Raw genomic sequence first — 25,548 nt, forward strand, 5'->3', positions numbered from 1 at the left:
TTCAGGAAGCGGTGAGGGTGGAGACCAGGGACTTGACGTATTGCGTCATCGAGGAGGGGCCGCCGAACATCCAGATCCCGTCATCGAGGCGCTCCACGTTCCCGTCCTGGACGAAAGGCAGTGACGTCCACACCGCATTATCCTTCAGCGCGTCGGTGAAGTCCCCGTCGACGGGGCTGCCGATGTAGACAAAATGATCGGTTTTTAGTTTGGTCAGCGCCTCGACGTCGGTCGTGGCGAGCCCATAGGCGGGGTCGCCCTCCAGGGTCCATGGTGCTTTCAGGCCCAGCTCGGTATTGATATCCGTCAGCAACGATCCTGCGGGGTAGGGCCTCAGGGACACCTGGCCGTCGGCGACCCAACCGTCGGTGAAGGCCACGCGGGCCCCGTCCAGCCCGGCATCTGCGAGGGTGTCCCGCCCCTCGGCGACGGCCTTCTCATAGTCGTCGATGGTCGCCGCGGCGGCTTCCTCGGTGCCGGTGGCCTGGGCGATCAGGTCCAGGTTCTCGGTGGCCTGGTCAATTTGCCGGGTGGCATCGGCCGGGGTGATCACGAAGACCGGTGCCAGGTCCTCGAGTTGGGCGATGACCTTCTCCGGCAGATCGGTGGTGGCCACGATCAGGTCAGCGTCCAGCGAAGCAACGGTCTCGAAGCTGGGCTCGCCCCGGGTGCCGATGTCGGTGACCGTATCGTCCAAGGGTTCTGCCTTCACCCAGTCGGTGTATCCCTTCACATCCGCGGCCCCGACGGGCATCACTCCCAGGGCGACCAGGTCCTCCACGACCACCCATTCGGTGCCGACGACCCGGGTGGCCGGTGCGTCGAGTTCGATCTTTTTTCCACGGGTGTCCGTCAGGGTGACCGGGCCGGCGGACTCGGCCGGGGCCTGACCGTCAGCGGTGCTCCCGGAGGGTTCTTCGGTGGTACCGCAACCGGTCAGCAGCAGGGTCGCAGTGGTCAGGATGAGCAGGGGGCGCAGGAGCTTCATGGGGCAGGGGTTCCTTCGGATCGGTGGTCGGAGGCAGGGGTGTTCCACCGCCGGGGCGGGCGGCGGGCGTGAAGCCGGCAGGTTAGACGAGCGCGCCGGCGCGTTTGCCGAGGGCGTGGGTGCGAAGCCGTCCCGTGAACGGGTCGGTATGGGTGACGACGTCGATGCCGTAGACCCTGCTCAGCAGCCCGGATTCCAGGGCTTGCTCGGCCGGGGCGTTGGCGAGGATGCGGCCTTCGGAGAGGACGGCGATGCTGTCGGCAATATCGGCGGCTTCGTCGAGGTCATGGAGGACGACGCCGATGGCCACCTGATGGTCGCGGGCCAAATCGTGGATCAGGTCGAAGATTTCGACCTTATAGCGCAGATCCAGATGGTTGGTCGGCTCGTCGAGCAGCAGGATCGAGGTGTCCTGGGCCAGGCAGCTGGCCAGCCAGACGCGTTGGAGCTGACCTCCTGAGAGTTCATGAACACCGCGGTTCGCCAGCCCGGTGATCCCCGTCAGCTCCATGGCGTGCTCGATCGCTGCCGCCCCGTCGGGGTCGGCCGCCCGCCAGCGTCCCCGATAGGGGTGCCTGCCGAATTCCACGACGTCGCGCACACTGAGCCCATTCGGGACCGGACGGCTTTGCGCCAGCAAGGTCACCCGTTGGGCGAACTCACTACGTTTGAGGGCCAGGGCATCGGTGCTGGCGCTGGCTTCTTCCAGCTGCAGGGCCCCTGACTCGGCATCATGCAGCCGGGCCAAAGCGCGCAGGAGCGTCGATTTGCCGCTGCCGTTGGGGCCCACCAGCGCCAGGATGCGGCCGGGTTCCAGCGTGAGGAACGCATCGTGGACGACGTCGGTGCTTCCGTAGCGCAGGTTCAACCCGTCGGCCGTGAGCATGACATTAGGTTTATTGGACATCACGCAAACATATTAGCTTAGGCTCACCTTACTGACCAACCTGTGGTGTGATCCGCGTCGGTGTGGGAACCCCATGCCCGGAACCGTGAGCTACTCCCCCGCCACATCGCGGCGCAGTTCGCGTTTGAGGATCTTATGGCTGGGCCCCAGCGGGAACTGGCCGACGAAGCGGATGCGCCGCGGGTATTTATGCTTGGCCAGCCGGGTCCTGCTCCAGGCGATGATGTCCTCGGCGGTGGGCTCTGCGCCGTCGTACCCGGTATCCCTGATGACCACGGCACAGATCTCCTCGCCGCGTTCCTCGTCGGGAACCCCGATGACCGCTACCTGCTCGATGCCGGGGCAGCGGGAGAGGACCTCTTCGACCTCTCGCGGGTAGACGTTGAATCCGCCGCGGATGATGACGTCCTTGGTGCGGTCGACCACCGTGATGAATCCGTCGTCGTCCATGGTGCCCAGGTCCCCCGTGCGGAACCAGCCCTCGATCATCGCCGCTGAGGTGGCTTCCGCGTTGCCGAGGTAGCCGGCGAAGACGTTATGCCCGCGCACCAGGATCTCACCCAGTTCGCCATGGGGCAGTTCGGTGAGGGCCTCGGGGGTGGTGCGGTCGCTGATCATGACGTCGACACCCCAGATCGCCGGCCCCACGGTGCCCGGTTTCACACCGGCGTGAGGGGTGTTCGTGGAGACCACCGGTGAGGTTTCCGAGAGGCCGTAGCCCTCAAAGATGGTCACGTCGAAGGCGGCGTTGAACCGCTCCATCAACGTCTGCGCCATGGCGGCTCCCCCGGAGACGCAGAGCCTGAGCTTCGGCAGTTCGGATTCGTCCTCGGCGGAGGCGAGCAGCTGGTGGAACATGGTCGGCACACCATGGAAGACGTCGACCTGGTGCTCGCGGATCAAGCCCAGCGCCCCGGCACCGCTGAACCGGGGCAGCAGCACCAGGGTGGCGCCGAGCCGGAAGACGGCGTTCATGCTGGCGGTCTGCCCGAAGACGTGGAAGAGCGGCAGGCAGCCCAGCGCCACGTCGTCGTAGTGGACGTCGTTGGCATCCACCGCCGATACGGTCGCGTTCATCACCATGTTCACCTGCGTCAGGATGGCCCCCTTGGGGGTGCCGGTGGTCCCCGAGGTGTAGAAGACGACGGCGGGGTCCTCGGCTTCACGCGCCACATAGTGGGCCAGCTTCGCCGGTTCCAGTCCAGCGTCCAGGCCCGGGTCTTCCGCGTCCTGCTGTGGCCAGACGCTGGTCACCACCGGGATCCCCACTTCCGCGGCAGCGGGACCTCCGACCGGCAGGAAGGAGGGGTGGCAGATCAGCATCGTGGCGCCACTGTCGGCCAGCACGTGCACGACCTCGGGGACGGTGAGCAGCAGGTGGACCGGTACGACCACCCCGCCGGCGGCGAGCACGGCATAATAGGAACGTGGGAAGTCCACGACATTGGGGCTCATGATGGCCACCGCGTCACCGGCGCGGATCCCGGCACCGGCCAACGAGGCCGCCTGTTGAAGCGCTTGGCCCCATAGCTGTGCGTAGGTGTAGGACGTTCCTTCGCTGATCACTGCCGTCTTCTGCGGATACTTGCGCGCCGACCCTTCCAGAACGGCGGCGAGGGATAATGCTGTCATGCCGGGTTTCCCTTCGTCAGTTCCTCAACTGATGGGTCGCGGACTACCAGCAGGGCGGCCACCGAGGTTTCCAGCACTGCTCTGGCTTCGGCAACGGAGCGTTCCAGGTACTGGCGCAGCAGTTGCCAGCTGGCCCAGTCGGAGGCGACGACCAGGGCCGCGACGAGTCGTTCCCGCTCCCCCGCCTCATGCCGATCAAGTTCTTCGGCGAAATGGGCTTCGATTTCTGCGCGAATTGTCTCCAGGTTCTGGCGCAGATTCTGTTGCAGCACGGGTGAGAAGGGGCGCTGCACATCGGCTGCCCGCGCCAGTGGTGCCAGTTCCTCCAAGGCTGCGGCCCGGTAGTAGGCGAAGGCCCGGAGACGTTCGGGCAGGTCGGTACCCTCGAGCGGCGGGGTGAATGCCGCCTTCCTGGCATCGAGTTGCTGGCGGGCGGAGGCGGCCATCACCGCCTCCATATCGGTGAAGTGGCCCCAGAGCGTCCGGGGGGACACCCCCGCGCGTTCGGTCACTTGGCGGGCGGTGGGTTTGAGTTCCCCGTCGGTGATCAGCCCCAAATGGGCGTCGACGATCAGTGAGCGGGTGCGTTCGGCCCGGGCGCTGCGGCCGTCCACGTCGTTCATGATCGGCCATTTCCCGGGGCGCCCTGGCCGTCCGGGAGCGCCTCGGTCAGCCAGGGGGCCGGTTCCAGCGTCGGATCCCCGGTGGCCCGGGCGTGCTGGCGGAGCCGATCGGCGATCCGGGCGCGCCCGATCTGCTGGGCGTAGAACATGGGCCCTCCCCGGTAGGCGGGCCAGTTATAGCCTTTGACCCAGATGAGGTCGATATCCCCGGGGCGTTCGGCGATGTCTTCGGCGAGAATCCGGGCGCCCTCGTTGATCATCGGGTAGAGCAGCCGTTCGAGGATCTCCTCGGAGTCGATCTCCCGGCGTTCGATCCCCTGTTCGGCGCTGGCCGCTTCGATGATGTCGGTGACTGCGGGGTCCTCCCGACGCTCGCGGCCCTGGTAGGCGAAGAAACCTGCGCCGGTCTTTTGCCCGAACCTGCCGGCCTCGCAGAGCGCGTCGCCTACGGCAGCCGTGGTGCCCTGGGCCTGGCGGTTGCGCCAACCGATATCCAGCCCGGCCAGATCGGCCATGGCAAACGGGCCCATGCGGAAACCGAAACCGGTCAACGCGTCGTCGACCTGCCCCGGCAGCGCCCCTTCCAGCAAGAGGGCCTCGGCCTGGCGGGCGCGGACTTCGAGCATCCGGTTGCCCACGAACCCATGGCAGACCCCCACCACGACGGGGCATTTGCCCAGCCGCCGGGCCAAGGAAACCGCTGTGGCGAGAACCCGGGTCTCCGTGGCCTCCCCCCGGACGATTTCCACCAGTTCCATGACGTTCGCGGGGCTGAAGAAGTGCATTCCCAGCACGCGGCCGGGATGGGCCGTGGTGGCGGCGAGTGCGTCCACGTCGAGGTAGGAGGTGTTCGTGGCCAGTACTGCGTCCTCGCTGGTGTGGGCGTCGAGCCGGGCGAAGATCTCTTTTTTGACGTCCAGGTCCTCAAAGGCCGCTTCGATGATGAGGTCTGCCGAGGCCAGGTCGGCGTAGTCGAGGCTTCCGCTGATGCGAGCAAATTGTTCGTTGGCCCTCTGGGGGCTGCGGCTGCCGTGGGAGACCGAAACGTCCAGAGTCGCCCGGATCTGGGCCAGGCCGCGGTCCAGGGCTTCGGCAGAGGTTTCCACCACGGTGACCGGAACCCCCGCGGTGGCCAGGGCCAATGCGATGCCCCCGCCCATGGTCCCGGCACCGATGACCCCGGCACGCCGCACGTCGCGGGCGGCTATTTCTCCCGGGGCGGTGGCGATGGCCCGGGGCGTGCGGCTGGCCCGTTCGGCGGCGAAGAGGTGGAGACCGGCCGCCGATTCGTCGCTGGCCAGCCGCTCCAGGAACTTCTCGCGTTCGAGCTCTGCCCCGGCGTCGAATCCCTGCTCGATGCCTGCGGCGAGGGAGTCCACTGCCGCCCGGGCCGCGAAGGGGTCCTTGGCCTTGCGCACTGCGGGGGCCGCGAGCCGTTCGATAGTTCCCGGAACGGCTGCGGCTTCGGCGATCCGCCGGTTCAGGTCACGGGTTCTGGTGGGGGGCGTCGACCCGGTTCCGGGCTCCTCGTCGAGCCGGGAAGCCGCCCAGGCGACGGCGGCACAGGAGAAATCCCCACCATCGAGAACCGCGTCGATGAGCCCGTCACCTTCGGCAGTGGCTGCACCGACGCGCGTTCCGGTCAGGATCATGGCCAGCGCCCGTTCGGGCCCGACGAGTCGCGGCAGCCGCCCGGTGCCGCCGGCCCCCGGGATGAGCCCCAAGGTGATTTCCGGCAGCCCGAGCAGGGCCTCGGGGTGCGCGACCCGGGTGTGGGCGGCCATCGCCAATTCCAGCCCCCCGCCCAGGGCCACCCCGGAGATGGCTGCGGTCACCGGCAGGGCAAACGACTCGATCCGGTCCACGAGTTCGGGCAGCGAGATCCCGTCGGTGGAGCCACCGAATTCGGTGATGTCGGCGCCGGCGGAGAACGCCTTCTCCGTGCCCGTGAGCACCACGGCGCGCACACCTGACAGATCCGCCACGTCATCGAGTGCCTGGGCGATCGCCGTGCGGGCCGTCTGCCCCAGGGCGTTGACCGGCGGAGCCAACAGGGTCAGCAGGACGACGTCGTCGTGTCGGGAGAGGGCGACCCGGGGAGCGGGGCGGGAGCTGGGGTCGGTCATGGGGCCCTTCCGGTGGGGTGCAGGTACTGGCAGGCTATTGATTCGGCGGCAGGGTTATTTGAAGGCTGAGATGCCGGTGATGTCCCGGCCGACCAACAACGACTGGATCGAGTCGGTCCCCTCATAGGTGCTGACAATGTCCATATCGGTCAGATGCCTGGCGATATGGCGTTCGATGAGTACACCGTTCCCGGCGAGCATGTCCCGGGCCTCGTTGCAGATCCATTTGGCCTTCTGCGCCGTGGACATCTTGACCATGGAGGCCATCGGACCGGTGAGTCGGTCGGTCTCTGCCAGCTCGGCCATCCGGGTGCACATCAGTTGCATGGCGGTGAGCTCGGAGAGCATATTGGCCAGCTTATGTTGTACCAGTTGGAAGCTGGCGATCGGCTGGCCGAATTGTTCGCGCTGACCCGCGTAGGTGGCGGCGATTTCGTAGGCGGCCATGGCGTGGCCTACCGCTTCCCAGGCGGCGCCGCCACGGGTTGCGGTGAGTACCCGGGAGACATCGCGGAAGGAGTGGCAGTTCTCCAGTTGGTTGGCCGCGGGGACGCGCATATCCGAGATCACGATATCCGATTGCAGGATCGCCCGTTTGCCCATTTTCCCGGTGATCACGGTGGGTTCATATCCTGCGGGGTAGGTACCGTCGTCGTTCTTCTCCATGACGAATCCCTTGACCTGGCCGTCGGCCGCGTCCCGGGCGAAGATGACGACGATATCGGCGGCATCCCCGTTGCCGATCCAGCGCTTATGCCCGTTGAGGACCCATTCTCCGCCCTCGCGGCGGGCGCTGGTTTCCAGGGCAACGGAGTCTGATCCGTGCTCTGGTTCGGTGAGCGCGAACGCCCCCGTGCGCTGAAGCGTGGCCATCTCCGGCAGCCAGCGTTGGCGTTGTTCCTCGCTGCCGAGCATGGCGATGGTCCCCATGCCCAGCGATGAGTGCACGCCGATATAGGTGTTGATGGAGCCGTCGCCGCGGGAGATTTCGCGGGCGACGATTCCTGCCGCCCGGCGGCTCAACCCCGGGCACCCGTACCCTTCGATGGTGCCGCCGATGATGCCCAGGCCCGCCAAGCCGGGGCGTAGCTGGTGCGGGAACTCGGCCCGTTCCCAGTACTCGTTGATGATGGGCAGGACATCCGTATCGACGTAGGCTCGGATCCTGTCGCGCAGGGCGATCTCCGCATCGTCGAGTTCCTCGTCGAGCAGGAAGTAGTCGCTGGTGACCGTCATACCGTTTTTCACTCTGCCGTCCTGTGGTGGGGGAACTGGCGGGTCGAGCAACCCGAACAATTTGCACACTAACTGCAAATTGTTTCCCGGGCAAGGGTTTTCGGTGGACCGGCGACCGTCTCAGCCGGCCGCCGACCGTGCTGCGGCGATGAAGGCGCGGATCAACCCGGTGTCCTTGACCCCGCGCCGGGATTCCACCCCGCTGGAGACGTCGGCGCCCGTGGCCCCCGAGCTGTTCAGCAGGGCCGCGACATTGTCCACGGTGAGCCCTCCGGCCAGCAGCCAGAACCCCCCAGGGGCCCGGCCGGCCAGCACCGAGGGGTCGAAGGTCTCACCGGCCCCGGGGTCGACGGCGTCCAGCAGGATCCGCTCCCGGGCCCACTCGGCACGACCTGCCGAGGACAGGGCGGCATACGTCGGGGCGGAGAAGGCCCGCAGGGTGCGGTAACCAGCCTCCTGGGCGGCGCGGATATCGGCCAGTGGTTCTTCACCGTGCAATTGGACGGTGGACACCCCTGCCGCTGCCGCGGTGGACAGGACGACATCGAGGGGCTGGTTGCGGAAAACCCCTACGGTTTCGACCGCCTCGGGGATGCCAGCTATCAGCTGGCGCACCATCGCCGGCTCCACGGTCCGCACACTGCCGGGGGCGAAGATGAAACCCAGGGCATCGGCCCCGGCCTCCACGGCGGCAGCCACGGTTCCGGGCGTGCTCAACCCGCAGATCTTTACATAGCGTTCGGTCATGTCCGGGCTCCGCTCCTCGCCTCCGCCCGGCAGCTCGCCGGGGTGCTCCCCTAGTATCCTGCACGGGGCCATGCCTCGGCCAGCCGTCCGAGGGCATGGCCGGCGGATCAGTCGCCGGGTCGGTCGCCGTCGGAAACCCTGGTGTGGATGCGTTCGCCGTCTCCCCCGAAAATGCTCAGCACCTCCACGGATCGGCCATCCGCCGATCCCATGGCGTGCGGGATCCGGGTATCGAATTCGGCGGCCTCCCCGGGTTCGAGCACCAGGTCCCGATCCCCCAGCAGCAGGCGCAATTTCCCGGAGAGCACATACAGCCAGTCGTATCCATCATGCACGCGGGGCCCCGGCATGACCTGGCGTCCCGGATAGGTCATCCTGAACGTCTGCGTGGGCGAGTTCGGCGGAGACAGCCTGAGGGTCTGGATGCCGTGGTGCATGCTGCGGGTGGGGCGGATGCGCGGGTCGGGCACCTCTGCGGGGATGAGCTCGTCGATGCCGATGCGCAGCGCTCGGGTCAGCGGCAACAGCAGTTCCAGGCTGGCCTGGCGCTTGCCCGATTCCAGCCGCGAGAGCGTGGACACCGATATGCCGGTTTTGGAGGCCAGATCCTCCAGCGTCCGATCCTGCTTCACCCGGGCAGCCCGGAGTCGGGGGCCGATCTGCTCGAGAACCGTATCCTTCACATCTTTCCCTTCTTGCTGTTTCTGCAAAGATATTTGCCATCATAGCAGTGGGGGTTCCACAGTTGAAGCATGAAAACCAACAGCAACTACGACGTCATCATCATCGGCGCCGGCGCCGCGGGTCTCAGTGCAGCACTGATGCTCGGCCGCTCGCTCCGCAGCACGCTCGTCCTGGACACCGGCACCCCGCGCAACCGCTTCGCCGCAGGGATCCATGGTGTCCTGGGCAACGACGGCACCGCCCCCGAGGACTTCTTGGCCCGCGGCCGTTCCGAGGTCGCCGGCTATGGCGTCCAGTTCGGCACGGCGGCAGCCGCAACCGTCGTGGCAACCGACGCCGGTATCACCGTGACCGATACCCAGGGCCGGCACCATGCTGCCCGCCGCCTCGTGGCCGCCACCGGAATCAGCGATGAACTCCCGCCGCTGCCCGGCCTCGCCGCGGGCTGGGGAACCGATGTGCTGCACTGCCCGTATTGCCACGGCTGGGAGGTCCGCGGTCAACGCCTCGGCATCCTGGCCACCTCGCCCATGGCCCTGCACCAGGCGCAGCTGATCCGCCAGTGGAGCGACGACGTCGTCCTCTTCAGCGCCGGCGCCGGACCCATCGACGACGCACTGACCACCACCCTGGCCTCCCGGGACGTGGTGATCGACAACCGGCAGGTCACCGGCATCCTCAGGAACGACGCCGGGGCCCTCACCGGGGTGCGGATGGTAGACGGCGGGCAACGGAACCTCGACGCCCTTTTCACCGCCGGTGAACTCCACCCCCAGGACGCCTACCTTGACGGACTGGGTTTGACGCGGGAGCAGACACCTTTTGGCAACTTCATCGCCGCCGATCCCACCGGCAAAACCAGTCACCCGAGGATCTGGGCTGCCGGAAACCTCGTCGCCCCGATGGCCAATGTGCCGATGAGCATGTCGGCGGGCACGATGGCTGGCAGCATGGTCAACATGGACCTGGTGACCGAGGATTTCAACCACGCAGCACAGCAGGTTCACGCGGCATGAACGAACGGAGCAGCACCGACATGGAGCACCAACAACACCACCACGACGAGGCGCCCACCGAGGCGCCCATCGAGCCGCGCGCCTTCTGGGAAGCCAGGTACGGCGAGCGCGAAAGGATCTGGAGCGGGGCTGCCAACCGGGCCCTGGTGGACGTTGTTTCCCCGCTGAAACCGGGCAGCGCCCTGGATCTGGGCTGCGGGGAAGGCGGGGATTCGCTGTGGCTGGCCGAGGCCGGCTGGCAGGTCACCGGGGCGGATATTTCCGCCACCGCCCTCGAACGGGCCGCCGTCCAGGCCCACTCCCGCGGCCTGGGCGCAGAGGCGGTCAGCTGGCTGCAGGTGGATCTGGGCGAGGACTTCCCGCCGGGAACCTACGATCTGGTCTCCGCCTGCTTCCTGGCCTCGCCGGTGCAGTTGAACCGCGGTAAGGTTCTGCGCCGGGCTGCGGACGCCGTCACCGCGGGCGGCACCCTGCTCATCGTCTCCCATGCCGCCATGCCTCCCTGGGCCCGGCACCGGCATGGCCCCGATGAGGCGCCCAGCTCCCACGGCCCCGGCGACTTCCCCACCCCTGCCGAGGAACTCGAACTCCTCGGACTCGACGAGGACCGGTGGACGGTCGTCACCGCGGAGGTCAGGCCGCGGCAGGCCACCGGCCCCGAGGGCGCCGTCGTCGACCTGGAAGACACCGTCATCGTCGCCCGGCGACACTAGCAGGACCGGGCCCGGGGCATTGCCGGCCCCCGCGGCCGGCGGCCCTGGCCGGGCCGTCGACTTAGAGGAGGCCGAGCCACCCCTTGGCAATGGCGGCAAAGGCTCCGACGAACGCGATGATCAGGATGAACGCGCGGGCATGATGGTCATGGACATAGCGCTGGAGGCGTTCACCACCGAAGATCCCGACCACGATGGCCAGCACGATCAGCGCCCAGTACCACCAGGGCAGGATGAGTTGTTGTTCCGGAGCCAGCAGGACCTTCGACACCACTGAAACGGTTCCGGTCACGGCGAAGAACGGTTGCATGGTGGCGGCGAAGGAGCGCTGGTCCCACCGGGTGAGCACCGCGTACGCGCTGACCGCCGGACCCCCGACCCCTGCCATGGAGCTCGTCAACCCGGACAGCGCTCCGGCGGCTGATCGTATGCCAGCCCCTCCCACGGCGATGCTGGAGCGGGAAAGGCCCAGGGAGAGCAGCAGGGCGATCAACACGATGATGCCCACCGAGAGCGAGAGGACAGCTGATTCGAGCCGGGTGGCGATCAGCGCACCGATGACGGATCCGACGACGCTGAAGGCGGCCAGCCAGCGGAACGCCGACCAGTTGATGTCCTTCCAGACCCGCGGGGTGATCAGCGTGGAGGAGACGACGCCGCAGATATTCACCAGCAGCACCCCCTCATGGGGGCCGAGCAGCAGGACCAGGAACGGCGAGGCCAGCATGGCGAATCCCAGCCCGGCGACCCGTTGCGCGACGGCACCGACGAACACGAGGGAGGCGGCCACGGCCAGGAGTTGAAGATCCACTGCTACAGCCTAAGCGGCAACCCCGCGGGCCGACGGGTCGGCTCGTGGGAAAGCCTGGAGGAGTCGCCTCCGGGGTGGTTTGAGTCCTCTACCCCCTAGGGGTATATTCGGGGCGGGCGCATGATGCGTCCACGGCCGACCTCCGGAAGGGAACCATGTACTCACACACAGTACGTCGTGTCGCGCCCGCGGTTCCGCGTCTGGGGATCCTCCTCACCCTGTTGGCCGTCCTGATGTGCATGACGGGCGTAGCCCATGCCCATGACGTCAGCACTCCACCAGCTCATGGCTCCGTGTCATCCCAGAACATCCACGAAACGCCGCTGCCCCCGGCCGGCGATTCCGTGCATTGCTCGGCCGGGATTGCTTCCGATGGCGGATGTCTCACGGTTTCTTCGGGCCATCTGTTGGCGGCGCCACCACCGCCGTTCATCGGTTGGCTAGCCGACGCCCCCCGTCCCGCGCAGCCATCGCTGCGCCCCACGGCCCACCACCCGCCGTCTCCCACACCGGGAGATCTTTCCATCAACAGGACGTAGACCGCCGACTCGCCTCCCGTCGGGTGCCCACCCGACGCCACGAGATCATCTGGTGCGTCGTGATCCTGCTCCGGGTCCTTCCCCCGACGCGCCATCAATCTGCGTGGGCCATGCGCCCCTGAGTCCTGAAGGAAATCCCCGATCATGAAGATCCTCCCCTTATCACCTGCCGCCCGGCGAGTCCGCCCGCTGGCCGTCCCCCTCTTCGCTACCGGCCTGCTGCTGGCCGTGACGGGTTGTTCCTCCGCCACGGCACCAACGGAGCCCACCCCGGCAGCCAGCACCAGCAACGGTTTGCCCGGCGGGCATGTCCACGGACTGTCGGCAAGCACCGACAGCGGAGAAATCCTGCTGGCAACCCATGAAGGGCTCTTCGACGTGTCGAAGGATCCGGCCCGGAAGATCGGCCCGGAATTCGACATGATGGGATTTGCTGCGACGAACGACGCGAATGTCTTCTATGCTTCCGGCCACCCCGCTGCCGGGGACCCGGCGCCGAATCCCGTGGGTCTGCTGCGCAGCAGTGATGGAGGTGAAAGCTGGGAGACCCTCTCGAGGGAAGGGGAGTCCGATTTCCACGCACTCGCCAGCACCGCTTCGGGGATCGTGGCCTTCGACGGGACGCTGCGCACCAGCGCAGACGGGATCACCTGGACCAGTGTCGAAGCACCCTTCGCACCGTTCACCCTGGTCGCCGCTCCAACCAGCAACACGGTGCTGGCGACCACGGAATCAGGGCCCTACCGCTCGACCGACAGTGGAAAGAGCTGGAGCCTGCCCGACGGCGCCCCCGTCATCCAGTACGCCGCCTTCGCCAGCCAGCAGGATGCCTTCGGCATCAGCCCCGACGGGGTGGTCCACTTCTCGGACGATGCCGGGTCCACCTGGGCTCGCGCCGGCCGCGTTGACGCGCAGGTGGAAGCCATCGCGGCGACTACCAGCCCCGCTGGCAAACCCCTGCTCCATGTGGCCACCACCGAAGGGCTGTTGGTCTCAACCGACACAGGCGCCACCTTCACGCCGCCCGCAGGTGACTGACCTCCCGGCCTTCGCCATCTTCTCTGCCACACCGATTTTCAAGGATTCACCATGACCGCCTTCATTGACCGCCGCCGGTTCCTCACCTTCTCCGTCGCCGGAGCTGCCGCCGCAGCCCTCGCCGCCTGTTCCGGAGGGCCGGGCCCGGCTTCCGCTTCGAAACGGATCCTGCCCGGGGACCCAGCCGTCGCCCAGCGCGAAGCACGCCGCGCCAGCACGGGAACCACCGTGCGGAAGAATCTCACCACTTCCCCCTTCACCAGCACCATCGACGGGAAGAAGGTGACCACCTGGGGTTATGACCACGCGATCCACGGGCCAGTGATCCGCACCCAGGCCGGAGACCAGCTCCGTGCCGTGGTGAAGAACCAGTTGCCGGAACCGACCAGCATCCACTGGCACGGTCTGGCCTTGCGCAACGACCAGGACGGGGTCCCTGGCCTGACCCAGGAGGCCGTGACCGCCGACTCCTCCTTCACCTACGACTTCCGGGTGCCGCACCCGGGCACCTATTGGTACCACTCCCATGTGGGCACCCAGCGCGATCGGGGGCTCTTGGGGGCCCTGGTCGTGGAGGATCCCGAGGAGCCGCTGGAGTACACCCGCGACTGGGTCATCGTGCTCGATGACTGGCTCGATGGTCTGGACGGGACGCCCGATCAGACCCTCGAAGGCCTGGCCGAGGGCATGTCGGGGATGGGTCATGGCTCCATGCCCTCGGAGGGTAAGGGCTCGATGGACGGCAACATGCCGGGCATGGCGATGGGCTCCGGCAGCGACTACCTGGGCGGGGACGCCGGGGATGTCGACTACCCCGCCCACCTGTTCAACGGGAGGGGCCCCGACGACGCCGAAACGTTGAAGGCCGCGGCCGGCGACGTGATCCGGCTGCGGATCATCAATGCCGGCGGGGATACTGCCTACCGAGTGGGGATCCCCGGGCAGCAGCTCACGCTGACCCATACCGACGGGTTCCCCGTGCGCCATACCGAGGCGGACGCCGTCGTGCTGGGCATGGGCGAGCGGATCGATGCCCTCGTGACAGTGCAGTCGGGAGCCACCGCCGTCCTGGCGTTGCCCGAAGGCAAACCGGGGCATGCCGTCGGATACATCAACGCCGGAGCAGGGAACACGCCAGCCTCCACGAAGCTGCCAGACACCCTCGAAGGCACGGTGGTCGACGGCGGAAAGCTCAAGGCGGACCCCTCGGTCGTCCTTCCCGAGAAGGCGACGGACCGCACGCACGAGCTCCACCTCACCGGGGGGATGGCGAAATTCGATTGGGGCATCAACGGCCACCGGTTCGACCTGGCCACACCGTATGCGCAGGCCTTCGAGGTCAAGAGCGGTGAACGCGTCGAGGTCAAGTTCATCAACGACACGATGATGTGGCACCCGATGCACCTGCATGGGCATACGTTCCAGATCGGGACCGATGGTGCGCGCAAGGACACGGTGATCGTCCGGCCGGGCGAGACCGTGAAGGTGTTCTTCGACGCCGATAACCCGGGACAGTGGCTCACCCATTGCCATAACGTCTACCACGCGGAACAGGGGATGATGGGGGTTTTCTCCTATACCCATGAGCCACCGGAGGCCTGAGGCGATGCCGTGGCGCCGCGCCGGGGGCCTTGCTGTTTCCCGCGGTTCCGAGGAAGCTGAAAAAGCCCTCACCGGGCAATGACAGCAATCTCCAGGAGGTACCTCCCATGGCAAGAACGGTCAGCGATTTCGTGATTGGACGCATCCGGGAATGGGGTGTCAGCCGCGTTTTCGGTTTCCCCGGGGACGGGATTGGCGCCTTCGACGGCGCCCTGGGCAAGGCGGAGCGCGAGGGCGACGGGGTGGAGTACATCCGGCCCACCCACGAGGAGATCTGCTCGCTGATGGCCACCGCCCACGCCAAGTTCACCGGCGAGGTCGGCGTCTGCGTGGCCACCTCCTCCCCCGGGGTGTTCCATCTGCTCAACGGGCTCTACGACGCCCAGATGGACAACCAGCCGGTCGTCGCCTTCGTCGGCCAGCAGGGTCTGAACGCCCTGGGCACCTTCGGCCAGCAGGTTAGCAACCTGGAACGGACCTTATCCGATGTCGCGGTCTATGTGCAGACAATCGTCTCCCCGGAACAGGCCCAAGCCGTCGTGGACACCGCCTTCCGCACCGCCCGGGTCAGGCTTGGCCCCGCCGTCGTCATCCTCCCGCACGATGTCCAAGACCAGAAGATGCCCGATCTGAGTCCGCAGAGCTGGGTCTCCCGTTCCAGCGCCGTCGCGCCTTCCACCGCCGTCGTGCCTCCCCACCACGAAATTCTGAAGGCCGCCGAGATCATCAACGCCGGCTCCAAGGTGACCTTCCTCGTCGGGCACGGCGCCAACGGGGCCACCGCTGAGGTCCTGGAGGCCGCCGAACTCTGTGGCGCCGGGATCATCACCGCGCTGCGGGCCAAACAGGTCATCCCCTCCGAGGTGCCCCACCACTCCCAACAGCTCGGGCTGCTGGGTTCGCGGCCCAGCGTGGAGCAGATGGCCCACTGCGACACCCTGGTGTTGCTGGGTACCAACTACCCCTACGCCCAGTTCCTGCCGAAATCCGGTCAGGCCCGGGCCCTTCAGGTGGATCTCAAACCCGAACAGATGGGGCTGCGCTACCCCACCGAGTTGAACCTCTGGGGCGATGTGAAGGAAACCCTCACCGCCCTGATCCCCCACCTGCGGGCCACCACGGACTTCTCCTGGCGGGACGGCGTCGCCCAGGGCATGAAGGAGTGGGAATCGGAGATGGAGGCCGAAGCCATGGTCTCCTACGACGACGGGGTCAATCCACGCCGGGTCTACCACGAACTCAACCGACGTCTTCCCCCGCGTGCCATCGTCACCGCAGACGCCGGTTCGACCGCCGACTGGTACGGCCACCACATCCGGCTGCGCGAGGGGATGATGGGGGATCTCTCGGGCCGGCTGGCGACCATGTTGGCGGCGATGCCCTATGCGACGGCAGCGAAATTCGCCTACCCCGAGCGCAGCGTCATCTGCACGATCGGCGACGGGGCCTTCCAGATGCTGGGCATGAACGAACTCATCACGATCAAGAAATACCTCGCCCGCTGGAAGAACCCGCAGCTGATCATCCTGGTGCTACATAACGACGACCTCAACCAGGTCTCGTGGGAAATGCGCACCGAGGACGGCAACCCGCTCTGGCCTGCCTCCCAGGATGTCGAAACCATGGACTACGCCGGTTACGCCGATCTGCTGGGTTTCCAGGGGATCCAGGTCAGGACCGACGACGAGGTCGCCGCCGCCTGGGATGCCGCCTTCGCCCACCGTGGCGTCACCCTCATCGATGCCTACACCAGCAAGAGCGTTCCCCCGCTGCCGCCGAAGGTGGCTTTCGAATTCGCGAAGAACACCGGGATGGCCCTGCTGAAGGGGGACCCCGAAGGACTCGATGTCATGCGCGATACGGCCAAGGCGGTGTTCACCGAAGGTGTGGAACGGGTCAAGGACACCCTGCATCTGGGGAACGAGCAGAAGCCGGAATCCGGGAACGGGCGGTAGCGCAACCGGGGAGGAACAAGCCTTGCTGGGGGCAGGGCACCGGCCTACATTGGAAGGAACGTCAGCTCCATTCCCAGGGGAGGAATCATGCGCGTCGTTCTGGTCATCATTCGGCTGCTCTTGCTGGTGACGGCGGTCGTGGCCATCGTGGGGGCTTTCACGGTCGTGGGCAGCGAAGCAGGTCGTGAGTTCTTCCACAGCAACCAAAACATGTGGTCCGGCCTGCTGGGTCTGTTCGTGGCGTTCTCGGCCGGGATTTCCGTCGCCGGCGCCGTGAGCCCACGCTGGATCCTCGCCCACCCCGGCGGCGCCCTCTTCGCCCTGGTGCCCCTAGTGGTCCTCCTGCTCATCAGGTTCTATTCGGCGTTCGATCACCCCGTCACCCTGAACGTGGCCCTGCTGGGTGCCTCGTTCGCGCTGCTCGCCCTGCTTCTGCAGCCGGCCGCAGTGCTGGCCCTGCGCAAGGAAAACGCCCGACGCCCCCGCCCGGTGGACCGCGAACGGGCCTTCTAACTGAGTCCGGCCTCATCCATCGAGACGATGACCCGGCCCTCGCTCGTTCCGGCCAGCAGCGATTCGAAGGCCCGCGGCAGACTCTCAATCCCGGTGAATCCGGTGTGGATCCCGCGGACCGTCCCCTCGCGCACCCATTGGCCGACCTCGGCCTCGAATTGGGGGCGCAGGTCCTCATGTTCGGTGACGGTGAAGCCACGCATGGTCAGTTCCCCGTAGATCAGCCGGGTGTAGTTCCGCGGCGCCCCCGCACCGGTGCCCTTCGCCACCGCCCCGCAGATCACCACGCGGCCACCATGGCGGAGCATCTCCAGCGCGGCTTCGAGCTGATCGCCGCCGACGTTGTCGTAGTAGAGGTCGATCCCGTCGGGTGCTGCCTGACGCAGGAGGTCCAGGGCCGGGCCGTCATGCCGGTTCACTGCGGCGTCGGCGCCCAAGGTCCGGGTGACCAGTTCAACCTTCTCCGTCGAACCGACGCAACCGATCACCCGGGCACCGCGGGCCTTGGCGAACTGCACGGCGCAGCTTCCCACCCCGCCGCCCGCACCGGTGATGTAGACGTCTTCCCCCGCCTGGACCTGGGCCACATGGATCATCCCCGTATAGGCGGTGAAACCCACATGCCCCAAAATCGTCAGATGGTCCTCCCACGCCAGGTCTTCGGTTTCGGCGCCGATCCGGCGGAGGTCCCCGGCGTCGCAGACGTCGATACTGCGCCAGTGGACCTTGCCCACGGCCAGATCCCCGACGGCGTACGCATCGCTGGCCGATTCGATGACCTCGACGACCGCGTCGCTGGCGGGGGTATCCCCCACCCCGATCCCTGGCCCGTAGGCCGTGCCTTCGCTGCCGATCCGCGAGGCCAATCCGGCATTCAAACCAAGCCGACGAACGGCGACGAGCACCTGCCCCGGCCCGGGTTCGGGGGCCTCGGCATCGAAGACCCCGAAGTTCGCTGCGGTGACGGTGGAGTCGGGTAAGGCCGTGAGCTGGATTTCCTGGCTTTTCATGCCCCCACCGTAGACCCGCCCCGTGCCACCCCCCAAGGATTGGCACGGGACGGGAGTCATCGGGTCTTCCACGTCCGCCGGAGCGGATTCCTGGCCCTAGGCCGGATGCGTGGAGACGAGTTTGGCATGGACAACGATGTTGTCGGCGTGACGCTGCGTGGCCTTATCGAAAGCACCACCGCAGGTGATCACCCGCAACTCGGCATCTTCGGTGTTGGCGTACGTCCCCGCACTGGAGAAGGCATCCTTTTTGGTTTGGATGATCTGCGTGACCTTGAAGACGGCGACCTTGCCGTCGGCGCGAGTCACCGAGATCTCATCCTTCTTGCGCAGGTCACCGAGCTTGAAGAACACTGCCGGTCCTTCGTCTGCCGTGGCGGTAACGTGCCCCAGCAGCACTGCGGGGCCTTGTTCGCCCGGTGAGGGTCCGCGCGCATACCAACCGGCGGGTGCGTCAGGATCCAGCGGCGGGACCCCGATGGACCCATCGGCTTTGAGTCCCACGTTGAGCAGGTCGGTATCGACGCCGATGGACGGGATATCCAGACGGACCGGCTGGGAACGCTTGAGTGGCTTCGGCGCAGCGGCCTGGGTCGGCTTCGGCTTGGGCTTCGGCGCCTTCGACGATGACTCGGTCTTGGCCTGGGGCTTGGTCGGGGTGGCCGACGGCATGGACGTTGGCGGTGGGGAGGAGGTGGGGCTCAGGCTGGGCGTATCAGCGATGGCCTCGGAGGCCGGCGGCGAGGGTGGTGGTGCTTCCCCCCGCGCGCCGACTCCGATCAGGACTGCTCCGACGAGGCCGACCGTTGCGGTCACCGCTATAGCGGTGATGCGACGACCGCGGCCGTTGCGTGGATTCTTCCGTGCGTGCTTCATCGGTTCAGTCCTTCTCTTTTCCGGGTGTGTCTTTCCTAGTTCTGGCCTGCCTGACGACGGCGGACCATGAAGACACCGGCGCCGGCAGCTGCCAGAACCAGGCCGCCACCCAGAGCAATGGTGGAGGCGTCCATGCCTGCTGTGCTGCCACCACCGGTCTCAGGATTGCCCTGGGGCATATCCATCTGCCCGGCCGTCAACGTGCCACACAGTGCGGGCGCGGTGGCTGCCAACGGCAGTTCGGGAACCAGCTCGGACTTGGCCGCCTGGGCGTCCTTGCCCAGGGTGGCCGGATCGAGTCCGTGCACGACGACGGAAGCCTGACCATTCTTGATTCCGTCGATCGTCTTCTGGTTCATTTCGAAGGTGCGCTCGTAGGTGAAGCTGTCACCCATGCCCGCGACCTTCAGATCGGTGGCCGCCTTGGGGCTGGTATCGCCCTTGGTGGACAACGTCGTGGCCACCTCACCGTAGGCGGCACCACCCTCGGGAGTGCTGACCACGCCGTCGCCGTTCTTGTCATTGGCGATGGTCGGGCACTTGCCCGTTTCGTTCATGGTCACGTGGGCGTGCTGGACGTGCGGGTACGGGTTGCCATCGAAGGTCTTGGCCAGGCCGCTGACCTTCTCCGACACCGTGGCCATGTTCCCGTCAAGGGTGATGGACACGGAGCCGGAGGCACCGCTGCCGTTTTGTTCGGTCAGCTGAGCCGAGTATGAATCCGCTGCTTGAGCCCCTGCCGCGGAGAACGCGACCATTCCCAGCGCCATTGCCGGGACGGCCAGTAGTTGGAGGTTTCTCTTCATGATCTTTCCTTCCATCGGTGGCCCCCGTCGCGATCGGCGGAAACCGGTGTTCGTGATGCGTTCATGATTCACAACACCTGTGGAGGTGCCGCACAACACATTCGGAACCCTGCACGTTCCCGGATTGGAAGAAGTTGAAGTTATTTTTCTGGCCCGCCGAGACCCCCCTGAGCCAACCGCCGTTTCGTCTTGGCGGTGGCTATGGAAGACCACGGGTCCTCGGGCCACGGATGCTTGGGATATTTTCCCCGCATCTCGGCCCTGACCTGTGCGTAGGGCCCCGACCAGAACGAGGCGAGATCATCGGTCACCGCCAGGGGGCTGCCGCGTGGGGAGAGCAGATGGAACAAAACCGGCACCCGGTCATCGACCAGGCGGGGTGTGGCGGCCCAGCCGAAGCATTCCTGGAGTTTTACTGCGACGACGGGGCGGGCCTCGGGATCGTCGATTGCCGGGTAGTCGATGCGCACCTTGGATCCACTGGGGACCTGCAACCGTTCCGGAGCCAGGTCGGCGAATCGCGAGGCTTGCGGCCAGGGAAGGAGCCGGCGCAACGGTTCGCTCAGCTCAATCGATGTCACGCTGGCTCCGGCGGCCAGTGACTGGAGTTCCGGGCCCAACCATTCATCCAACCGGCCCAGCAGGGCCCGCTCGCCGACATCGGGCCACGGGGCGCCCAGCTCACGGTGCAGCAACGCCATCCGGCGGCGCAACCCATCGGCTCCCGGGGAGAAGCCGATGATTCCCAGCCCCTCGGATTCCAGGGCGGTGGCCACCGCGGCTGCCGCTTCTTCCACCGAGGCGCGCACCGGCGTCGTCCCCAGAACGATGGACCCCAGCCGGCGTTCCCTACGAGCCAACACCTTGCCGGAGGCGAAACGTGCGTGCACCCGATCGGTGAGCAGCTGCCCGGCGGCGGCTTGGGCCGTCTCGGCATCCAGTGGTGCTGCGGAGCGGATGACGGCGCCGGTTCCCGCGGCGGCACGGCCCGCAGCACGGGAAACGTCCGCGACGGCCAGCCACTGCTGCCCGGCCAGCGAGGACCCGGCGGGCAGTCCGGCGCGGGTCCCCGAGGCCAAGAGGTAACTCTCCCCCGCGGCCCCTTCAACCCTCCGGGCGATCCGGTCGGGGTAGGCCAAGGCGACGATCAGTCCCGCTTCCGAAGCGGCGCCGGCCCCCGGAGAGAGGGCAGCGGCAGCCGCGGGAACCTTGGGTGGCCGGGTGCGGGCCAGGATGGCTTCAAGCCGGGCGGTTTCGCGTTTCCAGGCCCTGCTGGAAGGCTCTGAACCGGAGCGCAGGGCAGCGAGAAGCCGGTTCAGGTCGGCTCCGGGGGCGCGGGCATCCCCGGCGACCATGGCCACGATTTCTCCGACGGAACGGGCAGCTGCCTGCTGTTTCGTCCCGGTCCGTCCGCCCGGTGCTGCCGCGCGCTGCCAGGCGGTCCCGTCGATCAGTGCCCGGGCCAGGCGCGGTTCGGCGGGGATCCCCGACAGGGTGCGGCCCAGGTCGGTGGCCAGGCCGTCGCCGTCAATGGCCCCGAGCTCGTCGAGTACGGCCACCGCATCGGCCAGGGTGGCCTGGGGTGGGTCCTGCGGCAGTTTGAGCCCGCGCCCACCCGGTGCACCCCAGCAGGCCAAGGTCAATGCGGCGCCGGTCAGTTCGGCGACGGCGATTTCGGGGGTCGGGTGCGCCGGGGCGGCGCCGAAGGTTTTCTGGTCGTAGCAGCGGACCACGGTGCCCGGTCCCTGCCGGGCGGCACGGCCGGCCCGCTGCTCTGCCGAGGCCCGAGAGGCCGAGACCGTCACCAATCCGGTCATCCCGCGGGTGGCGTCGCGGCGGGGTTCGCGGGCGAGCCCCGAGTCGATGACCAGCCGGACGCCGGGAACGGTCAACGAGGATTCGGCCAGCGAGGTGGAGACGACCACGCGGGGCGGGTCTCCCGCGGCCCGACCGCGCACGGCCCGGTCCTGGCTGGCACTGTCGATCTGGCCATGCAGTTCCAGGACCTCGACGGCAGGGCCGACCTGGCGGCGCAACGATCCGGCCACCTGGGCGACTTCCCATGCCCCGGGGACGAAGACCAGGGCATCGATGGCGGGGTTTTCAGCCAGTGCCCTGCGATGGGCCGCCGCGGCAGTGGTCGCCACATGCTCCAGGAAGCCGCGGGTGACTCCGCGTTCATCCAGCCGGGCCACGGCTGCCGGTTCCCACCGGGTGTCCAACCGGTGCAAGGCCGAGGGGCAGTCGATCACCGGAGCCGGGCCATCGCCGTCGTACGTGGACAATAATGCGGCAAAGCGTGGGGCATCCAGGGTCGCCGACATGGCCAGGAAAGCCAGGTCTCCGCGCAGTTCGTGGACCTCGGCCAGCAGCCCCAGCAACAGATCGGTGTCCAGGGCCCGTTCGTGGACCTCGTCGATGATGACCGCGCCGATTCCCTCCAGCCCGGGATCGGCCAGCAGCCGGCGCAACAGGATGCCGGGGGTCACGAACTCGACCCGGGTGTCGGGCCCGGCATGGTGTTCGCCGCGGACCGTGTATCCCACCCGATCCCCGACCCGGCTACCGTCGAGGTGTGCCAGACGCCGGGCCGCGGCCCGGGCGGCGACCCGGCGGGGCTGGGTGACGATCACCCGGCCGGACAGATTCGCCACCAGGGGTGGCACCAAGGTGGTCTTGCCGGCCCCCGGGGGTGCCTGCACGACGGCGGTGCCCGCCGGGGCGTTCACGGTCAGGGCGTCTTCGAGCCCGGGCAGCGATCCGGCGAAGACCAGCCCGGCACCCAGTCTCTCCAGGTCGAAGGGCAGGTCGGCGTCGGCGGTCGGGGAAGTCACCTACCCATTGTGCCCGGTGGCGCTTCGGGGCCGGTCAGGATCAGTCGAAGACCAACACCAGGCGTCCGCGGACGCCGCCTGCTTCGAGCCTGCGGTGGGCTTCGGCGGCGCGTTCGGCCGGCAGGACGTCGGCGACCCGCAGGCTCAGCTGGCCGGCTTCGACGAGTTCGCGCAGCTCGTCGAGCTTTCCGTCTGCGTGGTAGTCGGCGGGGACGAAGACCTGATGGATGGTGATGCCACGTTCGGTGGGTCCGTTGAAACCACGCACCGTGGCGAAGCCGCCACCGTCCTTGACGGCCGGCAGCGCCACCTCATGCTGGACCGCGGCGTCGAGCAGCCCGTCGACGCCCTCGGGGTAGAGCCCGCGGATGTGCTGGGCCACGTCCGCCCCGCGTGGAACAAGCTGGTCGGGGCCGAGGTCTTCGAGCAGCTTCCGGTCCTTCTCGGCGACGTCGGCCACCACCGTCAGCCCCGCCTGTTTTGCCAACTGGATCGTGTAGCCGCCCAACGTACCGGCAGCCCCGGTGACCGCCAAGACCTGTCCTGGCCGCAGGTCCAGCCGGCGCAGCGCCTGCATTGCCGTCAGCCCGTTCATCGGCAACGTCGCGGCTGCCTCGAGGGTCGTACCGGCGGGGATCCTGGCCACCGAATCGGCATCGGCCACCAGGTGGGAGACGTAGGCACCTCCGTGTTCGCCGTCGGGCAGGGCCATGGCCATCACCTCGTCGCCGAGGGAGAATCCTGCCCCGTCGCCGACTTCGTCGATGACACCCGCGGCATCCATGCCCGGGACGTACGGGGGTTCCTTGGCCGCGGTGACCGCCGCGTTGGACCCGGCGCGCACCCCGGTATCCGTGGGACTGACGGCGATGGAGCGGACCTTGATCCGCACCTGCCCCGGGCCGGCATGCGGCTCGGGAACGTCGTGGATGGCGAGGGCTTCGGGCCCTCCGAACTCGGTGACTCCAATAACCTTCATATAGGCGCCAACGGCTGAATCTGCCCGACTATTCCGTGGGGCGCGTCCTCCGGCGAGCACGACATTCAACCCCCCGGCCCAAAGAATGACATGATCGGACGTGACCACGCCCCCTGACATGTAGGGTCCCGATGTACCTTCCCGCGAGCTTGCCCAGCCCCGATCCCGTCCTGTCCCAGTTGAACCTGGGGCCACTGACGATCCACACCTATGCCCTGTGCATCCTGGCCGGCATCGCCGCCGCCATCGTGATCACCCAGCGCCGGCTGAAACGACGGGGAGGCAACCCCGAGGTCGTCCTCGACGTCGTGCTGTGGTGTGTGCCGCTGGGGCTGGTCGGCGCCCGTTTCTACCATGTGTTCACGCATATCAGTGACTACTTCTACCCCGGCGCCGACCCCTGGGACATCATCAAGATCTGGGATGGCGGCAACGCCCTCTACGGTTCATTGATCGGTGGCGCCCTCGGCGTGTTCATCGGTTGCCGACGGGCCGGGGTCCGCTTCCTGTCCTTCGCCGACGCGGTGGCCCCGGCCATGCTCGTGGCCCAGGCGATCGGCCGGTTGGGCAACTGGTTCAACCATGAACTCTTCGGCCTGCCGACCACGTTGCCCTGGGGCCTGGAGATCGAGTCCTCGAACCCGAATTTCCCGGCCGACGCGGCCATCGGCACCCTGTTCCACCCGCTGTTCCTGTACGAGATCATCTGGAACCTCATCGGCGTCGCCGTCATCCTGTGGCTCGAACGCAGGATGCGTGCCCGCTGGGGCCGCGCGCTGGGCCTCTACCTCATCTGGTACGGGCTGGGCCGCAGCTGGCTCGAAGCCATCCGGATCGACCCGAGCTCGAACGTGTTCCTGGGCATCCCGGCGAATATCTGGGCTTCCTTCGCCGCCATCGCGGTGGGTCTGGCAATCGTCATCGTGCAGGGGATCCGCCACCCCGAGGCGGAGACCTCGGTCTACCGTGCCGGCTTCGAACCGGTGGCCGAGGCTGACGCCGACGAGAATACGACGGCGGAGGCAGCTCCCGAGGATTCCTCTGCGGATCCTGCCGAGCCGGCTCCCACATCAGCTCCCGCACCGGCTCCCGAGCCGGCTCCCGACGAGGACGGTCCTAGCCCCTCGAAGTCGCCGGACGCCTAGGCGCTTCGCCTTCTAGCTAGTTCCAGCAGTCCTCCAGTGGGTCCCCGGCCAGCAGGCCGGGGACCCACTGTTGTCCACGGGCCCCTCACAGGGCTGGCTTTTCGGGGAATCCGTGGGGTGCCTTCGATAGAATCGAAGACATGTTCGAATCAATGAGGATCCCAGAAACCCCGGTGGCAGCACCCGCCACCGGGGCACTGGCCTCGTTCCTGGACCTGCTGCCGGCCCTGGACACCAACGACCTGGACGAAGCAGCCCTGATCGATGTCCTGGCCGGCGCCGAGGCCACCAAGAATGCCCTCTCCGCCCTCCAAGCCCGGGCTGCAGTGGCCCTTGATACGGTAGTTCGCACCCGCCACGCGGCCGAAGGAATCCCCCGGGATCAAGCCGGTGCCGGGATCCATGCCCAGGTGGCATTGGCCCGGTCCGAGTCCCCGAATAGTGGGCATCGGTTGGTGGGCATGGCCAAGGCCGTGGTGAATGAGATGCCCCATACCCACCAGGCGTTGGCTACCGGCCGGCTCAGTGAATGGCGGGCCACCCTGCTGGTGAAAGAAACCGCCTGCCTCAGTGTGGAACAACGCCGCCAGGTCGATGAGCAACTCCTGGCCGATCCCTCGGTCCTCGAGGGTGTCGGGACCCGGGCGCTGGTGGCCCGGGCCAGGAAACTGGCCTACGCAGTCTCCCCCTCGGCGGTGGTGGACCGGGCCCGACGGGCGGTGAAAGACCGCAGGGTCTCCCTGCGGCCGGCCCCGGATACCATGTCGA

Annotated in this window: 22 protein-coding genes and 1 pseudogene; 9 read left to right on the forward strand and 14 right to left on the reverse strand. The window is 67.5% G+C overall.

Going from position 1 to position 25,548, the window contains the following annotated elements; all coding sequences use genetic code 11:
• Position 1: 1 nt before the first annotated feature.
• From FM101_RS06465 to FM101_RS06500, 8 genes are all read right to left on the reverse strand, one after another.
• On the reverse strand, positions 2 to 988 hold the full coding sequence (locus FM101_RS06465) for an ABC transporter substrate-binding protein (protein ID WP_086997168.1): 987 nt from the start codon (positions 986 to 988) through the stop codon (positions 2 to 4).
• An 82-nt stretch (positions 989 to 1,070) separates the two neighbouring features.
• Complete coding sequence (locus FM101_RS06470) at positions 1,071 to 1,895, reverse strand: ABC transporter ATP-binding protein (RefSeq protein ID WP_086997171.1); 825 nt, start codon at positions 1,893 to 1,895, stop codon at positions 1,071 to 1,073.
• Positions 1,896 to 1,985: 90 nt separating this feature from the next.
• Positions 1,986 to 3,527: a long-chain-fatty-acid--CoA ligase gene (locus FM101_RS06475; protein ID WP_086997174.1), complete on the reverse strand. Its 1,542-nt coding sequence runs from the start codon at positions 3,525 to 3,527 to the stop codon at positions 1,986 to 1,988.
• Positions 3,524 to 4,150: a TetR/AcrR family transcriptional regulator gene (locus FM101_RS06480; RefSeq protein WP_086997178.1), complete on the reverse strand. Its 627-nt coding sequence runs from the start codon at positions 4,148 to 4,150 to the stop codon at positions 3,524 to 3,526. The genes FM101_RS06475 and FM101_RS06480 overlap by 4 nt, the downstream gene beginning before the upstream one ends.
• The gene (locus FM101_RS06485; protein WP_086997181.1) at positions 4,147 to 6,276 is read right to left on the reverse strand and encodes a 3-hydroxyacyl-CoA dehydrogenase NAD-binding domain-containing protein; all 2,130 of its coding nucleotides are present in this window, start codon (positions 6,274 to 6,276) and stop codon (positions 4,147 to 4,149) included. Before FM101_RS06485 ends, FM101_RS06480 begins: the two co-directional genes overlap by 4 nt.
• Positions 6,277 to 6,330: 54 nt before the next feature.
• Entirely contained in the window at positions 6,331 to 7,512 is a 1,182-nt protein-coding gene (locus tag FM101_RS06490; protein ID WP_086997184.1) for an acyl-CoA dehydrogenase family protein, read from the reverse strand.
• A 120-nt stretch (positions 7,513 to 7,632) separates the two neighbouring features.
• Positions 7,633 to 8,259, reverse strand: coding sequence for a phosphoribosylanthranilate isomerase (locus tag FM101_RS06495; protein ID WP_086997187.1), 627 nt, complete (start codon positions 8,257 to 8,259; stop codon positions 7,633 to 7,635).
• Between the two features lie 107 nt (positions 8,260 to 8,366).
• Entirely contained in the window at positions 8,367 to 8,942 is a 576-nt protein-coding gene (locus tag FM101_RS06500; RefSeq protein ID WP_086997190.1) for a helix-turn-helix domain-containing protein, read from the reverse strand.
• A gap of 69 nt (positions 8,943 to 9,011) precedes the next feature.
• Here FM101_RS06500 and FM101_RS06505 point away from each other — a divergent pair, with 69 nt between their 5' ends.
• Positions 9,012 to 9,959: an NAD(P)/FAD-dependent oxidoreductase gene (locus FM101_RS06505; RefSeq protein WP_086997193.1), complete on the forward strand. Its 948-nt coding sequence runs from the start codon at positions 9,012 to 9,014 to the stop codon at positions 9,957 to 9,959.
• Positions 9,956 to 10,672: a class I SAM-dependent methyltransferase gene (locus FM101_RS06510; RefSeq protein WP_245806642.1), complete on the forward strand. Its 717-nt coding sequence runs from the start codon at positions 9,956 to 9,958 to the stop codon at positions 10,670 to 10,672. Before FM101_RS06505 ends, FM101_RS06510 begins: the two co-directional genes overlap by 4 nt.
• Before the next feature lie 61 nt (positions 10,673 to 10,733).
• Here FM101_RS06510 and FM101_RS06515 read toward each other — a convergent pair whose 3' ends face one another.
• Positions 10,734 to 11,483, reverse strand: a complete 750-nt coding sequence (locus tag FM101_RS06515; RefSeq protein ID WP_086997196.1) for a sulfite exporter TauE/SafE family protein — start codon at positions 11,481 to 11,483, stop codon at positions 10,734 to 10,736.
• A 155-nt stretch (positions 11,484 to 11,638) separates the two neighbouring features.
• Between FM101_RS06515 and FM101_RS15555 the strand changes: the two genes are divergently transcribed.
• The 5 genes from FM101_RS15555 (at position 11,639) to FM101_RS06540 (ending at position 17,130) form a co-directional block, all read left to right on the forward strand.
• On the forward strand, positions 11,639 to 12,022 hold the full coding sequence (locus FM101_RS15555; RefSeq protein ID WP_143269237.1) for a hypothetical protein: 384 nt from the start codon (positions 11,639 to 11,641) through the stop codon (positions 12,020 to 12,022).
• 144 nt (positions 12,023 to 12,166) lie between these two features.
• A complete protein-coding gene (locus tag FM101_RS06525; RefSeq protein ID WP_245806643.1) occupies positions 12,167 to 13,060 on the forward strand; it encodes a F510_1955 family glycosylhydrolase in 894 nt (297 codons plus the stop codon).
• Positions 13,061 to 13,111: 51 nt separating this feature from the next.
• Positions 13,112 to 14,662 carry a multicopper oxidase family protein gene (locus tag FM101_RS06530; protein ID WP_086997202.1) on the forward strand — a complete coding sequence of 517 codons (1,551 nt, stop codon included), beginning with the start codon at positions 13,112 to 13,114 and terminating at the stop codon, positions 14,660 to 14,662.
• A 107-nt stretch (positions 14,663 to 14,769) separates the two neighbouring features.
• Complete coding sequence (locus FM101_RS06535) at positions 14,770 to 16,617, forward strand: thiamine pyrophosphate-requiring protein (protein ID WP_086997205.1); 1,848 nt, start codon at positions 14,770 to 14,772, stop codon at positions 16,615 to 16,617.
• 87 nt (positions 16,618 to 16,704) lie between these two features.
• Positions 16,705 to 17,130, forward strand: coding sequence for a hypothetical protein (locus tag FM101_RS06540; RefSeq protein WP_086997208.1), 426 nt, complete (start codon positions 16,705 to 16,707; stop codon positions 17,128 to 17,130).
• Here FM101_RS06540 and FM101_RS06545 read toward each other — a convergent pair.
• The 5 genes from FM101_RS06545 to FM101_RS06565 all read right to left on the reverse strand — a co-directional run bounded on the left by FM101_RS06545 (position 17,127) and on the right by FM101_RS06565 (position 23,635).
• On the reverse strand, positions 17,127 to 18,140 hold the full coding sequence (locus FM101_RS06545; protein ID WP_086997243.1) for an MDR family NADP-dependent oxidoreductase: 1,014 nt from the start codon (positions 18,138 to 18,140) through the stop codon (positions 17,127 to 17,129). The genes FM101_RS06540 and FM101_RS06545 overlap by 4 nt on opposite strands.
• A gap of 96 nt (positions 18,141 to 18,236) precedes the next feature.
• Positions 18,237 to 19,016: a class F sortase gene (locus tag FM101_RS06550; protein WP_086997211.1), complete on the reverse strand. Its 780-nt coding sequence runs from the start codon at positions 19,014 to 19,016 to the stop codon at positions 18,237 to 18,239.
• A gap of 35 nt (positions 19,017 to 19,051) precedes the next feature.
• Entirely contained in the window at positions 19,052 to 19,822 is a 771-nt protein-coding gene (locus tag FM101_RS06555) for a hypothetical protein (protein WP_086997214.1), read from the reverse strand.
• A gap of 140 nt (positions 19,823 to 19,962) precedes the next feature.
• Positions 19,963 to 22,656: an ATP-dependent helicase HrpB gene (gene hrpB / locus FM101_RS06560; protein WP_086997217.1), complete on the reverse strand. Its 2,694-nt coding sequence runs from the start codon at positions 22,654 to 22,656 to the stop codon at positions 19,963 to 19,965.
• Between the two features lie 40 nt (positions 22,657 to 22,696).
• The gene (locus FM101_RS06565; RefSeq protein WP_086997246.1) at positions 22,697 to 23,635 is read right to left on the reverse strand and encodes an NADP-dependent oxidoreductase; all 939 of its coding nucleotides are present in this window, start codon (positions 23,633 to 23,635) and stop codon (positions 22,697 to 22,699) included.
• A 131-nt stretch (positions 23,636 to 23,766) separates the two neighbouring features.
• Between FM101_RS06565 and lgt the strand changes: the two genes are divergently transcribed.
• Positions 23,767 to 24,780, forward strand: coding sequence for a prolipoprotein diacylglyceryl transferase (gene lgt, locus FM101_RS06570; protein ID WP_086997220.1), 1,014 nt, complete (start codon positions 23,767 to 23,769; stop codon positions 24,778 to 24,780).
• 140 nt (positions 24,781 to 24,920) lie between these two features.
• A pseudogene (locus FM101_RS06575) lies at positions 24,921 to 25,548 on the forward strand (DUF222 domain-containing protein); the annotation flags it as partial.

Source organism: Arthrobacter rhombi, assembly GCF_900163545.1.
Lineage (GTDB): Bacteria > Actinomycetota > Actinomycetes > Actinomycetales > Micrococcaceae > Arthrobacter_H > Arthrobacter_H rhombi_A.

Bases quoted from the DNA above. Each gene is read 5' to 3' on its own strand.
- FM101_RS06465 (WP_086997168.1), bottom strand. From the start codon at position 988: ATGAAGCTCCTGCGCCCCCTGCTCATCCTGACCACTGCGACCCTGCTG.
- FM101_RS06470 (WP_086997171.1), bottom strand. From the start codon at position 1,895: ATGTCCAATAAACCTAATGTCATGCTCACGGCCGACGGGTTGAACCTG.
- FM101_RS06475 (WP_086997174.1), bottom strand. From the start codon at position 3,527: ATGACAGCATTATCCCTCGCCGCCGTTCTGGAAGGGTCGGCGCGCAAG.
- FM101_RS06480 (WP_086997178.1), bottom strand. From the start codon at position 4,150: ATGAACGACGTGGACGGCCGCAGCGCCCGGGCCGAACGCACCCGCTCA.
- FM101_RS06485 (WP_086997181.1), bottom strand. From the start codon at position 6,276: ATGACCGACCCCAGCTCCCGCCCCGCTCCCCGGGTCGCCCTCTCCCGA.
- FM101_RS06490 (WP_086997184.1), bottom strand. From the start codon at position 7,512: ATGACGGTCACCAGCGACTACTTCCTGCTCGACGAGGAACTCGACGAT.
- FM101_RS06495 (WP_086997187.1), bottom strand. From the start codon at position 8,259: ATGACCGAACGCTATGTAAAGATCTGCGGGTTGAGCACGCCCGGAACC.
- FM101_RS06505 (WP_086997193.1), top strand. From the start codon at position 9,012: ATGAAAACCAACAGCAACTACGACGTCATCATCATCGGCGCCGGCGCC.
- FM101_RS06510 (WP_245806642.1), top strand. From the start codon at position 9,956: ATGAACGAACGGAGCAGCACCGACATGGAGCACCAACAACACCACCAC.
- FM101_RS15555 (WP_143269237.1), top strand. From the start codon at position 11,639: ATGTACTCACACACAGTACGTCGTGTCGCGCCCGCGGTTCCGCGTCTG.
- FM101_RS06525 (WP_245806643.1), top strand. From the start codon at position 12,167: ATGAAGATCCTCCCCTTATCACCTGCCGCCCGGCGAGTCCGCCCGCTG.
- FM101_RS06530 (WP_086997202.1), top strand. From the start codon at position 13,112: ATGACCGCCTTCATTGACCGCCGCCGGTTCCTCACCTTCTCCGTCGCC.
- FM101_RS06535 (WP_086997205.1), top strand. From the start codon at position 14,770: ATGGCAAGAACGGTCAGCGATTTCGTGATTGGACGCATCCGGGAATGG.
- FM101_RS06540 (WP_086997208.1), top strand. From the start codon at position 16,705: ATGCGCGTCGTTCTGGTCATCATTCGGCTGCTCTTGCTGGTGACGGCG.
- FM101_RS06545 (WP_086997243.1), bottom strand. From the start codon at position 18,140: ATGAAAAGCCAGGAAATCCAGCTCACGGCCTTACCCGACTCCACCGTC.
- FM101_RS06550 (WP_086997211.1), bottom strand. From the start codon at position 19,016: ATGAAGCACGCACGGAAGAATCCACGCAACGGCCGCGGTCGTCGCATC.
- FM101_RS06555 (WP_086997214.1), bottom strand. From the start codon at position 19,822: ATGAAGAGAAACCTCCAACTACTGGCCGTCCCGGCAATGGCGCTGGGA.
- FM101_RS06565 (WP_086997246.1), bottom strand. From the start codon at position 23,635: ATGAAGGTTATTGGAGTCACCGAGTTCGGAGGGCCCGAAGCCCTCGCC.
- lgt (WP_086997220.1), top strand. From the start codon at position 23,767: ATGTACCTTCCCGCGAGCTTGCCCAGCCCCGATCCCGTCCTGTCCCAG.